Consider the following 13,322-nt stretch of genomic DNA (forward strand, 5'->3'; position numbering starts at 1 on the left):
AAGCAACTGACCGGTCCGGTTATCAGATCTGCACCTACTGAGCTCGAGGAACATAAAAAATGCGCATTGATGCCGTGAAGGCGGCCTTGCCGTCGCGCAAGCTGTCGAATGAAGACGTCCTTCAGATTGTCCGTGAAAGCAGCGAAGCGACGTATGACGGAGATCTCGACGCGGCGATAAAGAGGATAGAGAGCTGGCTGACCTACAGCGGCGCGCAGACGCGCTACACGCTGGAGGAAAGCGAAACGCCGTTGAGCGTCTTGACCGGCGCCATCGACGCCGCGCTGGAAGAAGCGAAATGCACCAAAGATGATATTGATACGCTCGTCTATGTCGGCGTCGGACGCGGATTCATCGAACCGGCCGGCGCTTATCTGGTGGCGCATGCGCTGGGCTTCAAGAATGCGCATTGCTTCGATGTGCTGGACGCCTGCAACAGCTGGTCGCGAGGCGCCCAGATCATCTATCACTTCCTGCAGTCGGGAAGCAGCAAGCGTGCGATGATCGTCAACGCCGAGTTCAGCGTCACCGGCAATCGGCTCGGCAATTTCGCCCTGCGGCACGAGGGAGAGTTGACCTGGACCTTCCCGACATACACGATCGGCGAGGCGGCCACGGCGACCATCCTTTCAGCCGATCCGACGAACGAGTGGAAATTCAAGTTCCGCTCCCGGCCAGATCTCGCCGATCTGTGCACGATCCCCGTCAACGGCTTTCAGGGCTATTGCAATCAGACTGAGCGCATCGGCAAGAACGGCAACCGGTTTACGTCCTACGGTTACGAGTTATTCGAGGCTGCGGGCCCCGAGCTCATCCAGGTGTTTCAAGACCTCAATCCGCCCTTGGACAAGCTCCGCGCGATTTTCCCTCACGCGGCGTCGCAAAAGGCGGGCGACGACCTCGCCGATATGTTCAGCCTGCGGCATCTGGTGTCCAACGTTTATCCGCGTTGCGGCAATCTCGTTTCCTGTTCGGTGCCGGCGGCCATGGCCTTCGCGATCGAAGAACAACGCGTCGCGCGTGGAGACCTGCTTGCCGCAGTCGTCGCCAGCGCAGGCATGTCGTTTTCGGCATACTCCTTCGTCTACTGAAGGAGTTCATGAGGATGCTCACGACACTGCCCGCCATCGTCATCAACTCCGGGGCCTATGGCGTCGGTTGCTTCATCGCGACTCGTTTCTCAGACAGCCAGCGTCGTTCCCGGATCGTTGCGGAGTGGATACGCGCCTATCTCATTCGCATGGGTCCCTTATACATCAAGGTGGGTCAGGTCCTGGCGACCCGCTCGGACATGTTGCCCGGCGACATGCAGGACGTTCTGTCGACATTGCAGGACGACGTGCCGGGCATGTCAAACAAGGCTTTGCAGAAAATCCTACTCCGAGCCTATGGCCCCGATTGGAGCAAGACTCTTTTAGACTTCACCGCCGACCCGATTGCGAGCGGCTCGATCGCTCAGGTTCACGAAGCGCGCCTGCGTACGGGCGAACGTGTGGCCGTAAAGATCGTCAAGCATGGGGTCGTCGAGTCACTGAGGGACAACCTTCGAATCGTCGGCTTTTCCTTGAGGCTGATCCACAAGGCGATGAAGCCTGCGCGCTTCCTCGACCTGCCGGAGCGGTTCGATGAAATAGCCAAGCTGCTGTCGGTTCAGGTCGATATGGACGAAGAGCGAAGGAACCAGCAGGCCATTTACGACGCGTTTCAGGGCCATCCCTATATTAAAATTCCGCGGCTATATCCCGAGCTTTGTCGAGACGACATCTTGGTCATGGAGTTCGTCGAGGGACTCCACATCAAGGACATTGCTGCCTGTAGCTTGCCGAGACAGCAGGTCGCTCGGCGGGTGCAAGATGCGATTTACACGATGCTCTACCACGAAGGGATCTGTCACGCGGACCCGCATCCGGGCAACATGTTCTTTTCGAAAAGCGGCGACGTGATCCTGGTTGATTTCGGAATTGTCGCCAAGCTGAATGAAGAGGAGAAGTGGGCGCTATCCGCCTATTTTTGCGCTTGCATCCGCCAGGAATGGGAGATCGCCGTCGAAAGGTTCACGCGCGCCTTCGTGTCCAAGAAGGGAAATATTTACTCGGATTGGGAGAGCTACGAGCGCTCCATGATCGATGTCTTCAAGTTTCATTATCATGAGCGCACCGGCAAGTGGTCGACATATGAATTTTTCAGAGACTGCAGCCGCGTACTGAACCATCACGGCGCGAAGTATTCCACCCAGTTCGCCAAGATCGAACTCATATTTCTCTCCTGTGAGGGAACAGCCGACAAGATCGACCCGCACATCGACATCTGGGACAATGCGCGACGATTCAACGACCGGTTTTCGCCTTACATGAGCGACGCCGTGAAGGAGATATTCGAAGCGCATTTCAAGCAGACCACGCCCCAAAGCGTCGCGCTCGCCGAGCGCGCAAGCAAGACGCTTGTCGCGCCCACCCATCTCGATCGCTATTTCGTGCCGAGCGGCTATCCGCTTTTTGTCAAGGAAGCGAAAGGAAGCCGCGTCGTCGACGTCGACGGGAACAGCTATGTCGATCTTTCGGCCGGTTACGGTCCGCACGTGCTTGGATATGCCCACCCGAGCATCGTCGAGAGCCTCGAAAAATCTGTTCGGGCCGGCTGGGTCAACGCTGTCGGCAACTTGCCCGAGCTGGAGCTTGCGGAAATCTTGCTGGACGCCTTTCCCTCTGCCGAACGGGCGGTTTTTTCCAATTCCGGAACCGAAGCCGTCATGCAGGCCATTCGCATTTGCCGCGCCCATCGGAAGCGAAATGTGATCGCCAAATTCGAGGGCCACTATCACGGATATTCTGATTCCGGCATGGTCAGCTCCTATTTTCGCTTTCGGGGTCCGATCGAGACGCCGGAGCCGATCCACGGCAGTCCAGGATGCCACACCGCGAATGTCGACGACGTCCTTGTTCTTCAATATGCCCATCCAAAGGCGCTGGAAGAGCTGAGGGCCAAAGCGGACACGCTGGCCTGCGTGATCTGCGAGCCAATGCCGACCGTCACCGGCGGCTACGACACGCCGTTTCTTCAGGAGCTCCGCTCAATTTGCGACTCGACCGGAGTCCCGCTCGTGTTCGACGAGGTCGTCAGCGGATTTCGCGCCACCTATGGAGGCGTGCAGCGGCTCATCGGAGTCGAGCCCGACATCACGTGCCTTGGCAAGATCATCGGCGGCGGCCTGCCCTGCGGCGCGATGGTCGGTAAAGAGCGGCTCATCGGTTACGCCAAGACGACGGGCGATCCGTTCACGGATTTCGAACATCGCGTCTTTATCGGCGGCACGATGAGCGGCAATTCGATGTCCTGCGCCGCCGGCATCGGCGCCCTGACCTATTTGCGGGACCACCCCGAAATTTATGACGATCTCGACGCCGCCACAGCCTATCTTGCCGACAACTTGCGCGCGATTGCGGCCGAGAAGGGCGTCCAGCTTCAGCTCAAGGCGAAGCATTCGATTTTCGGCATGGCGTTCTATTACAAGCCGTCGAAATATTATCGCCAGAAAATGTCGAGTAATCTCAAAGCCAACGTCGGACTGGCCTATTATATGCGCAAGCACGGCGTATACATGCCTGAGATGCACACGATGATGATCAGCGCGGCGCATAGCCGGGCGGATCTCGATTTGATCGCCGACGCCTTCAGCCTCAGCCTGGATGAACTCATACGGGACGGCTTCTTCGTGACGTGATTGACGTGATTGACCGAATGCTGTTGGCGTAAGGGCGAACCCGGTTTGGCGGCGCAGGCGCACGAGGTCGCATGTCGACAGGCTCGCCGCCAGACCGGAGACTTTCCGGCCTGTTCGACGCGCCGCGCGGATGACGTTGCGCTTGGCCCCAGCAGTCAAAGGGATGGACTGCATTTTTCGCGACAGGGGTTGACGGCGACCAGGAGAAGCGCGCGCTCAGGCGCTCGAAGGGTTGCTTCCGCGTGAAATTTTTGTGTCTCTTGCTGAAATCATCGCGAGGGATACGCTGCGCATGACCTTGGCGGAACTGGACATCTTCTTCCGTGGCGTCGCCATAGGCGGACTCTTGGTCGTTCTTTCGGCTTTCGTCCGTGAATTCCGCCAAACGCCGGCGGTCGGATACGGGATCGCCTTCATCGCCTCCGTCATCGCTTATCTCGCCGCTTCGTTCCCCGGCGATTTGGGCGACCTCTCCTTCCTGCGATTTGCGGCATTCCCGCTGGCCGCCGCCGCGATGCCGCTCTTCTGGATGTTTTCCCGCGCGTGGTATGACGACGACTTCAGGCCCGGCTGGCGCGAATACGGCGTCGCATGCTTCGTCGTCACACTAACGATCCTGCATGAATTCGTGTTCCCAGGTTTTGGCGAACTCTGGGCGGACGCGAGTTTTCTGATTTGCCAGATCAGCGCTTTCGCCTTTGCGGGCGACGCCTTGCGGAGGGTTTGGGTCCGCCGGGCGGATGATCTGGTGGAGGCGCGCCGCCGCGCCCGGCCGATTTTCGTCGGCTCCATCGCGGCGTACGCCTTTGTGGTGACGATCGCCGACAGCATTTACGGTTGGACGCCGGGTCTTCGACCCTGGGTCGTCGTGAACATAGCGGGGATCGCCCTGCTCGTGGTGCTCCTTTCCTATGAACTCCTTCGCGTCGGCGAGTTCGGCGCCTTTCCGCGGCGACGGCCTACGACCGACGCAGCTCCCGCGCCCGACGCGGATTACGCAAGACTCGCGGCCCGTCTCGATCAGTTGATGACGCAGGAGCGCGTCTATCGCGAGGACGGCCTGGTCATCGCCGCGCTCGCACAAAAAATGAACGTTCAGGAGTATCGATTGCGGCGGCTGATCAACCAGCATCTCGGCTACCGGAACTTCAACGCCTATCTGAACGGCTATCGGATCGAGGACGCTAAGCGATCGTTGGAGGATCCAGACCAGCGACAAGTCCCGATCCTCACCATCGCGCTCGACGCCGGCTTTTCCTCCCTGGGTCCGTTCAACCGCGCCTTCAAGGGGGCCTGCGGGATCACGCCCAGCGAATATCGCCGTCAGGAGTTGCGCAAGCTCGAGGCGTCGCCAGCTCTCGCCGCGCCCCAATGATGGCGAACGCGCCGTCGCGGTTCGGGCAAGGCCTCGATAGTCCTTCCGGCGACCGCCGAATTTCAAATTCGGCCTGCCGAAATCGGAATCCCGAGAGCCTGAGGGCGGCTGACGTGTCACGAAGAAAGCGGACCAAGGAAAGGAAATACGGGATGCGCCTAGCTTCGCTCGCTCTCCTTGGCGTTGTCGCCTCATGCGGCGTCGCGCGCGCGGATAATGATGTCCAGGGCGTATGGCTGACCGAGGGCGGAAAGGCGCATGTGCGAATCGCGCCTTGCGGCGGCGACATGTGCGGAACGGTCGCGCATGTTTTCGCGAACCCTGCGGGAGACGCGGCGCGCGATTCGCACAATCCTGACCCGAAGCTGCGCTCGCGTCCGGTGGTCGGCGTTCAGGTCCTCACCCATTTCAAGCCGGAAAATGGCGCTTGGACCGGGGGGCGCGTTTACGATCCCGAGGAGGGCAAGAGCTACACGGGCTCTTTGCAGGTGCAACCGAACGGGATGTTGAAAATGACCGCATGTCTCTCGATACTCTGTCAATCGGAACTATGGCGGCGGGTGAAATGACTCACGGATTTGCAGTCGGAGTGTCGGAGGGCGCGGGCGCGCGCCGGGCGGGGCGTCCGCCGGAAAAGCGCACTCCCATACGATCGATCCTGCAAGGGGTTCTGATCACAGCGCTGGCCCTTGGCGTGGCGCTTTTCGTCCGCGCCGAATATTTCGTGGGGGACGAAGCGCCGACCAAACAAATGAAGGAGACGCCGCGGGCGCTAAATTTTCCTGGCGTCGGCGCTCTCGGCCGGATCGAACCTCGCTCTCGACTCATCCGTGTCTCGAACGAGGCCGCCGTCACGGGCGGCATCGTCGGCGAGATACTGGTACGGGAAGGCCAATTCATCAAGGCCGGCGCCCCGATCGTGGTGCTCACGGACCGGCGACGTCGCCAGGCGGAAGTGGCGCTGGCCACGGCCGAAATTAGCGCCGCTAAGGCGCGTCTCCTTGCAGCCGAGGCAGAGCTAGAGAGCGCCCAGCGCGACAGCGATCGCAAAAAGAGCCTCTACAAGTCCGGCTCCGCCACCCTTTCCGCGCTTGATGGCGTCGAACTACGCCTGAAAAAGGCCAAGGCGGATGTCGACGTTGCGACGGCGAGCATTCAGCAGAGCGAGGCCAATCTGGAGCTCAAACAGGCGCAGCTGTCGCAGGCGGTGTCGACCGCGCCGATCGACGGCGTTGTTATCAAGATCAATGCACGGCCCGGCGAGCGCATCGGTCCCGACGGTGTGGCCGACATTGCGAATCTCAACGAACTTGACGTCGTCGCCGAAGTCTACGAGACGGACATTCCACGCGTGAGAGTCGGCCAGAAGGCGATTGTGAAGCTTCCGGAGGTCAGCGCGCCATACCAGGCAAAGGTGCGTGAGATCGCTTTTCTCGTGCGCAAAAATCGGGTCAACGACACTGATCCGCTCGCGGATCGGGACAATAAGATCGTCGAGGTGCGATTGACATTAGAGCGCCCGGGGATCGACCAGCTTCGGCACCAGCTTTTCCGTCAGGTTCAGGTGCGCATCGAGCGATGACCGGCCTGCGCCCGGTCTTCTTCGCCGCTCGCCTGGCTTGGCGCCAGCTGGTCTATGATAGGCCCAAACTGCTTGCCGCCACCTTGGGCGTCCTATTCGCCTGCGTCCTCGTGTTCATGCAGCTTGGCTTTCGAGATTCCCTCTATACGAGCGCGGCTTCCGCGCCTCTGAAAATGCAGGGCCAGCTGTTTTTACTGCACAAGCAGACGGAAGCCCTGTGGCGTCCCGTCTCCTACGAGCGAAGCACCCTGATGCGCGCCTTGGGCCTTCCGGAGGTGCGCCGAGTCGTGCCCCTCTACATGTCGCTCGGCCAATTCAAGAACATGGACACTCATGTCCAGCGGACGCTGATGATCTATGGCTATGATCCCAACGCCGAACCGATCCGTATCGACCAATTTGAGAGTTTCAGAGCCGAGCTGCAGCGCCAGGACACGGCATTGTTCGATGTAAACTCTCGCCCCGAGTTTGGCCCGATACAGGAGTTGATCGCCTCCGGACGCGACATCACCGAAATCAATGGCCGCAAAGTGAAGCTCATCGGCACCTTCAGCATGGGCACCACTTTCGCCGCCGACGGCAATGTGGTGATGAGCGATCTCAACTTCCATCGAATCTTTCCATCGCGATCGCTCGATCAGATTGATCTGGGCTTCATCATGCTGACGCCGGGCGCCGACATTGTCGCCGCGCAAGCCGCACTCTTGCGACTGGTCGGGCAGGAAGTGCGGGTATTGACCTATGACGAACTCGTCCGCTTCGAGCAAGGTTACTGGGAGAATTCAGCGCCGCTCGGCTTTATTTTCGGTTTCGGCACGCTGATGGGCCTGATCGTTGGCATGGTGATCGTCTACCAAATATTATTCACGGATATTGGAAATAACATTCCCCAATACGCCACGCTGGTGGCGATGGGCTATAGCCAATCTTATTTACGAAATATCGTTTTTGCTTCGTCCGTGTATCTAGCGGTGCTTGGATTTCTGCCGGGCGTCGCGCTGTCGATGGTGTTTTATAGAGTGGCCGAACGCTCCATTTTCATACCCTTTCCCATGGGCCTCGATCGAATCGCCGTTGTGTTCTTCTTTATACTGACGATGTGCGCTTTTGCCGGCTTACTGGCGATACGCAAACTGAAATCGACCGATCCGGCGGACATGTTCTCATGAGCATGATCGACGTGAAAGGTTTGAACTTCGCATTCGGCTCTGGCGAGTTGGGCCGTCAAGTCCTGATAGATATCCATCTTTCCATCGATGTCGGGGAAATTGTCATTCTAACCGGCCCCTCGGGCTCCGGAAAAACGACGCTGTTGACCATCTTGGGAGGACTGAGGCTTGCGACCTCTGGAAGCGTCGTCGTGCTCGGCGAGCAATTGGTGCGAAGCGAAGCCAGCACGCGGATCGCCGTGCGGCGGCAGACAGGGTATATTTTTCAGCAGCACAATCTCTTCCTCTCGCTGACCGCCACAGAGAACGTATGCATGGCGCTTGAGCTGCACGACGTTTCCTCTGAAAAGGAACGGGTTGGGCTCGCGCATCAAATTCTGACCCAGGTCGGACTGCGGGAGCGTCTGGACTATCGGCCCTCCCAGCTGTCTGGCGGACAGCGCCAGCGTGTTTCGATCGCGCGCGCCTTGGTTTCCAGACCGAAGATCGTGCTCGCGGATGAGCCAACCGCGTCTCTCGATAAGAATAGCGGCCATGAGGCCGTCGAGATATTAAGAAATCTCGCCAAGCAGAATGGAACGACGATCCTGATCGTCACCCATGATTATAGAATACTCGATATTGCGGATCGCATCATTAATCTCGAGGATGGGATCATTAAATAGCAATTGAATTCGTACCAAGCGCAGCCAGTTTGCTCGGCTACTGCCCCAATTTGCTTGAGAGGCCCGCTAAATGGCTGGCGTCACTACGACGGCGCCGACCGCCACGCCGCAGTCGACGAACTCAACGCGCTCAAGGACTTGTCTCACGCGCATTTTCCGGCGAAAGGCGAGGTTAAGCCTCGCCCTTCGCGAGCAGATCCCCGTACGCGGCTTGGTCGATGACGCCGCCGGCGGCTTCGACACGCTCTCGATCAAGAGATGGAAGCGCCTCTTGAACGATGTCGATCCGCTTCCATCCCGGCAGCGGCGCTTCATCTCCTTCTGCGGCAACATATTTGGACTCGGTGATTTTCTCGTAGCGATGAATGTAACGAGGACAATTCACCCACATGCTCTCGACCTCGACGCCGACGACAAATAGCGCGCCAGGGTAGGAAGCGAGCAGCGACGCTTCGCGCATGAGTCTTGCCTCGCCTTGCACACGAAGCCGATTAGGCGTGACGAAATCGATGAAAAGCAGGCCGACCTTGCTCGTTTCCGCCAGATTTCCGGCGGAGTAAAACATGCCGTTGCCGTCGAACCACGGGAAAATGAGCGAGCTTTGACCGACGACGCGAACGAAGCCCGGAGCGCCGCCCTTATAGGAGACCGTCGGACGGCCGGCGGGATCGAGCGTCGAAAGAAAGAACATGTCGCGAGACTGGATGAATTCGACCTCATGGGGAGCAAATTCGGCGTGCATGACGCCGCCCTCCATTAAATCGGCGAGTCGGCGCGTATCGAATTCGTCTTGAAGCTTGCGGTGCTCGGCGCCGTAGAATTTTGACATCGATCTCTCTCCAATCGTCTGTCGAACGCGAGGAATTTTTTAGCTCAGGGACGCCATGCCACAGACGAGCGCGGCGTCAATGGTCAAGAGCCGCCGGATCGTGACAAGAGGATAAATGCCTCGCCTCGCTCAGGAAAATTGCCCGAGATGACTGCTCAGTCAGACGAACCGATGTTTGCTGCAACGCCATTGAGTAAAGCAGTCGCCTCATCCGGCAGATCGAGTTCGGTTGCTGAGAGATTCTCCCGCAGATGCGCGACCGACGTCGTGCCGGGGATCGGCAGAATATTGGGCGCGCGACGAAGCAGCCAGGCGAGAGCGACCTGCATGGGTGTGGCGTCGAGGTTCCGCGCGACATTGGATAGGGTCGAGGATTGCAGCGGCGTGAACCCGCCAAGCGGAAAGAAGGGCACATAAGCGACGCCGCCGCCGGTGAGCTCGTCGATGAGAGCGTCGTCGACCCGGTGCGCGAGGTTATAGTGGTTCTGCACGCAGACAATTTTGCAGATCTCGCGACCTTCCGCGATCTGTGTGGGCGTGACGTTGCTGAGGCCGATGTGACGTATAAGCCCTTGCCGCTGAAGCTCCGCGAGCGTGGTGAGCGGCGCTTCTATCGAACCTTCCGCGGGGCCGTGAGCGCTGAACATGACGCGCAGATTGACCACTTCGAGCGCGTCGAGGCCGAGATTGCGCAGATTGTCATGCACAGCTTGCGCGAGTTCTTCGCGCGAGAAGGCTGGCAGCCATGAGCCGTCTGCGCCGCGCCGCGCGCCGATCTTGGTGGCGATGACGAGGTCATCCGGATAGGGATGCAGCGCCTCGCGGATCAACCGGTTAGTGACATGCGGGCCGTAGAAGTCGCTGGTGTCGATATGGTTCACCCCAAATGCGACCGCTTCGCGCAACACGGTCAGCGCCGCATCATGATCTTTGGGGGGACCGAACGCTCCGGGTCCCGCGAGTTGCATCGCGCCGTAGCCGAGCCGCTTCACGATGCGCTTGCCGAGGGTGAACGTGGTCATCATTGCGTGGGTCCTTGTTTCGCGCCATTCACGCAAATATATGAAGAATTCTTCGCTTTCTGAATTCGCATTCCATGAACGCCGTCGTAACGACCCTAAAGCCCAGAAAAACCCCGGTTCAGGTCCGCTCCGCCGCGACCGTCGAAACGCTGCACTTGGCGGCCATTCAGGTTTTGCTCCAGGAGGGCCTGAGTCGCTGTACGACGACCCGTATCGCCGAGCGCGCGGGCATGTCGGTCGGAAGCCTCTACCAATATTATCCCAACCGTGATGCGCTGCTCGCCGGCGTCCTCGAAAAGCATCTGGAGGGCATTGCCGACGCGGTCGCGCGCACCTGCCACGAACATCGAGGCAAACAACTATCGCAGATGGGTTCAGCTTTCGTCGTCGCCTTCCTGGCTGCGAAGCTGCGCGACCCCAGGGAAGCGAAGGCGCTCTATGCCGTTGCTGAAGAACGAGGCGGCGCTGTGCTGGCCGCTCGGATGCGCTCGCGTATAGAGGCGGCTGTCGCCGCCATGCTGGCGAGCGCGCCGGACGTCCGATTCGACGATCCTGCCATGGTTGCCAAGATCGCGCTTGGCGCATTGGTCGGGCCGGTCCAAACTTTTCTCAAAGAACATGCGCCGGCCCAATTCAGGGCGCGCCTCGAAAGGGAACTCCTCCTGCTTGTGACGGCGTATCTCCAAGCCCATCAGTTCAAGCCCGAGCGCCCCCGCACGCCGGCGGCGATCACCTAAATCGAAGGACCTTGCGTCTTAGCCTGGTCGAACAGAACTGCGATAAAAGTCGTGCGATGGCTTCGTGCGCCGCCCTCGACATGAGATACAGAAAGCTCGACGAGACGCGCGCGCAGAGAATTGTCCGCCCCTTACGCCTTGAGTTTTGGGGGCTGGCATGGACGCTCACCGCCTGGCGCGAGCTGCGAACCGATTTCCGCGTGGAGCGGATCGAGAACCTCAAGGCGACCGATCGCGGCTTTCACGACGAGCGTGGCAAGTCGTACAAAGACTATCTTTCGCGCCTTGATGCAGCGGAGACGCCGTGTTGAACCTGCGCATCGAAGAGATGAGAAATCTAGGACCCGCCACAGCGAAAATGCTGGCCGATGTCGGCGTCCACCGCGAGGGCGATCTTCGCCGCATCGGCGCGGTCGACGCCTATCATCGGCTCAAATTCCGATTTGGTCGTCAGGTCACGATCATCGCGCTCTACGCAATGGAGGCGGCCCTTCGCGGCTGTGATTGGCGCTCGCTCGATCCCGAGACCAAGGAAGGCTTGCGCCGCGCGGCGAAGAACTAGGCGATCTTCATTGCGCTCCTTCATGGTTGACGCAATGGCGGCGGGTGCGCTGATCAGTGGGGGCGCGCGCCGTTGGCGCGAATAGCTGTCAGTTTTTGACAGCATCCTATGATATTTTGCCCCCATGGCTCGCACCCACCGGCTGTTCGAACTCCTGCAAATGTTACGACGACGCCGCCAGCCGGTGAGCGGGGCGGAGTTGGCGCGCGAAGCGGGCGTCTCCTTGCGCACGCTCTACCGCGACATCGGCGCTTTGCAGGCCATGGGAGCGGAAATCGACGGCGAACCGGGCGTCGGCTATGTGCTGCGTCCCGGCTTTCTCCTGCCGCCGCTGATGTTTTCGGAGGAAGAGATCGAGGCGCTGGCGCTTGGCGCGAAATGGGTGGCGCGCCGCACCGACGACGCGCTGTCGGAGGCCGCCGGCAACGCAGTGGCGAAAATCTCGGCGGTTTTGCCGCAAGAGCTTAGGGCCCGTTTGGAAGATGACGCGCTGCTGGTCGGCCCGGGCTGGGAGCGGCCACAGCATGTCGAACTAACGCTGTTGCGTCGCGCGCTGCGCGAAGAGCGCAAGTTCGCCATTTCCTATCGCGATGAAAAAGGCGCGCGGACGCAGCGCGTCATTTGGCCGGTAGCGCTCGGCTTTTTCGAATCCGCCCGCGTTCTCGTCGGCTGGTGCGAGTTGCGGCGCGCCTTCCGACACTTCCGAACCGATCGTATCGAGACGGCGCATATTCTGGACGCGCGCCCGCCGCGCCGCCGTCAGGCGTTGGTGAGAGAATGGCGTCAAACTATGCTGACAGAAGCTGACAGCAGCATCGCATACAGTCCCTCCGCATCAAGAAAGCCGAAGGGAAAATCCATGGCGAAGGAGCTTGTTTTCTATACCAATCCGCAATCACGCGGCCTGATCGCGCACTGGATGCTGGAAGAGGTCGGCGCGCCCTATTCGATCGAGGTCAAGGATTACGGAACGACGATGAAGGCGCCCGAATATCTTGCGATCAATTCCATGGGCAAGGTGCCGGCCATCAAGCATGGGGAGACGGTGGTGACCGAGGCGGCCGCCATCTGCGCCTATCTCGCCGACGCCTTTCCGGAGGCCGGGCTCGCGCCGGAGGCCGGGGCGCGCGGCGACTATTATCGCTGGCTGTTTTTCGCCGCAGGCTGCGTCGAGCCGGCGATGAGCAACCACGCCGCCGGTTGGGACCCCGCGACGCCCGAGATGCAGACCCGCTTTGGTTACGGCTCCTACGCCGCCGTGATGGACGCGCTGGCCAGGGCTGTGGCGGGACGTCGATATATTGCGGGCGACATGTTCACCGCCGCGGACGTTTATGTGGGGTCGATGATCGGCTTTGGGCTGCAATTCGGCGTGATCGACAAGCGCCCGGAATTCGAAGCCTATTGGAGCGGCTTGGAAAATCGCCCCGCGCGGCTGCGCGCCGGCGCAAAGGCCGAGAAGCTGGCGTCGAAACAAGCCTGGGCGCCGGCGTGATTCTGGCCGCGATCCGCTAACCGCTCCATGCGGCTGCGCGGCGGCGAACACATTGCCGATCGTCCTGACGACGATCGGCGTTGTGTCAGTTTGGAAATTTGCTACGGATGATTTCCGTTATCCTGTCGCGCCGAGTTCCGAGGCTCGCGCCGCCGCGCGTAGCCC

The 13,322-nt window shown here is 60.1% G+C and carries 13 protein-coding genes; 11 read left to right on the top strand and 2 right to left on the bottom strand.

Features of this window, described 5'->3' with window-relative positions; genetic code table 11:
- Positions 1 to 59 precede the first annotated feature (59 nt).
- The 7 genes from IYW40_RS04290 to IYW40_RS04320 all read left to right on the top strand — a co-directional run bounded on the left by IYW40_RS04290 (position 60) and on the right by IYW40_RS04320 (position 8,512).
- Positions 60 to 1,091, top strand: coding sequence for a 3-oxoacyl-[acyl-carrier-protein] synthase III C-terminal domain-containing protein (locus IYW40_RS04290; protein ID WP_196399518.1), 1,032 nt, complete (start codon positions 60 to 62; stop codon positions 1,089 to 1,091).
- Between the two features lie 14 nt (positions 1,092 to 1,105).
- A complete protein-coding gene (locus IYW40_RS04295; RefSeq protein ID WP_196399519.1) occupies positions 1,106 to 3,721 on the top strand; it encodes an aminotransferase class III-fold pyridoxal phosphate-dependent enzyme in 2,616 nt (871 codons plus the stop codon).
- Positions 3,722 to 4,013: 292 nt separating this feature from the next.
- A complete protein-coding gene (locus IYW40_RS04300) occupies positions 4,014 to 5,096 on the top strand; it encodes a helix-turn-helix transcriptional regulator (RefSeq protein WP_196399520.1) in 1,083 nt (360 codons plus the stop codon).
- A gap of 152 nt (positions 5,097 to 5,248) precedes the next feature.
- Complete coding sequence (locus IYW40_RS04305; protein WP_196399521.1) at positions 5,249 to 5,665, top strand: DUF2147 domain-containing protein; 417 nt, start codon at positions 5,249 to 5,251, stop codon at positions 5,663 to 5,665.
- The gene (locus IYW40_RS04310; protein ID WP_196399522.1) at positions 5,662 to 6,678 is read left to right on the top strand and encodes an HlyD family efflux transporter periplasmic adaptor subunit; all 1,017 of its coding nucleotides are present in this window, start codon (positions 5,662 to 5,664) and stop codon (positions 6,676 to 6,678) included. The genes IYW40_RS04305 and IYW40_RS04310 overlap by 4 nt, the downstream gene beginning before the upstream one ends.
- Entirely contained in the window at positions 6,675 to 7,847 is a 1,173-nt protein-coding gene (gene devC / locus IYW40_RS04315) for an ABC transporter permease DevC (protein ID WP_196399523.1), read from the top strand. The genes IYW40_RS04310 and devC overlap by 4 nt, the downstream gene beginning before the upstream one ends.
- Positions 7,844 to 8,512 (top strand): ATP-binding cassette domain-containing protein, encoded by a 669-nt coding sequence (locus IYW40_RS04320; RefSeq protein ID WP_196399524.1) that lies wholly within the window; start codon positions 7,844 to 7,846, stop codon positions 8,510 to 8,512. The genes devC and IYW40_RS04320 overlap by 4 nt, the downstream gene beginning before the upstream one ends.
- Positions 8,513 to 8,684: 172 nt before the next feature.
- Here IYW40_RS04320 and IYW40_RS04325 read toward each other — a convergent pair whose 3' ends face one another.
- A complete protein-coding gene (locus IYW40_RS04325) occupies positions 8,685 to 9,341 on the bottom strand; it encodes a pyridoxamine 5'-phosphate oxidase family protein (protein ID WP_196399525.1) in 657 nt (218 codons plus the stop codon).
- 155 nt (positions 9,342 to 9,496) lie between these two features.
- Positions 9,497 to 10,363 (bottom strand): aldo/keto reductase family oxidoreductase, encoded by an 867-nt coding sequence (locus IYW40_RS04330; RefSeq protein ID WP_196399545.1) that lies wholly within the window; start codon positions 10,361 to 10,363, stop codon positions 9,497 to 9,499.
- 74 nt (positions 10,364 to 10,437) lie between these two features.
- Here IYW40_RS04330 and IYW40_RS04335 point away from each other — a divergent pair, with 74 nt between their 5' ends.
- The 4 genes from IYW40_RS04335 to IYW40_RS04350 all read left to right on the top strand — a co-directional run bounded on the left by IYW40_RS04335 (position 10,438) and on the right by IYW40_RS04350 (position 13,157).
- A complete protein-coding gene (locus IYW40_RS04335; RefSeq protein WP_196399526.1) occupies positions 10,438 to 11,100 on the top strand; it encodes a TetR/AcrR family transcriptional regulator in 663 nt (220 codons plus the stop codon).
- Between the two features lie 11 nt (positions 11,101 to 11,111).
- The gene (locus tag IYW40_RS04340; protein ID WP_196399527.1) at positions 11,112 to 11,411 is read left to right on the top strand and encodes a WYL domain-containing protein; all 300 of its coding nucleotides are present in this window, start codon (positions 11,112 to 11,114) and stop codon (positions 11,409 to 11,411) included.
- Positions 11,408 to 11,662, top strand: a complete 255-nt coding sequence (locus IYW40_RS04345) for a TfoX/Sxy family DNA transformation protein (RefSeq protein ID WP_196399528.1) — start codon at positions 11,408 to 11,410, stop codon at positions 11,660 to 11,662. The genes IYW40_RS04340 and IYW40_RS04345 overlap by 4 nt, the downstream gene beginning before the upstream one ends.
- A gap of 124 nt (positions 11,663 to 11,786) precedes the next feature.
- Entirely contained in the window at positions 11,787 to 13,157 is a 1,371-nt protein-coding gene (locus IYW40_RS04350) for an HTH domain-containing protein (protein WP_196399529.1), read from the top strand.
- Positions 13,158 to 13,322: the final 165 nt, after the last annotated feature.

Source organism: Methylocystis sp. H4A (assembly GCF_015709545.1).
Classification (GTDB): domain Bacteria; phylum Pseudomonadota; class Alphaproteobacteria; order Rhizobiales; family Beijerinckiaceae; genus Methylocystis; species Methylocystis silviterrae.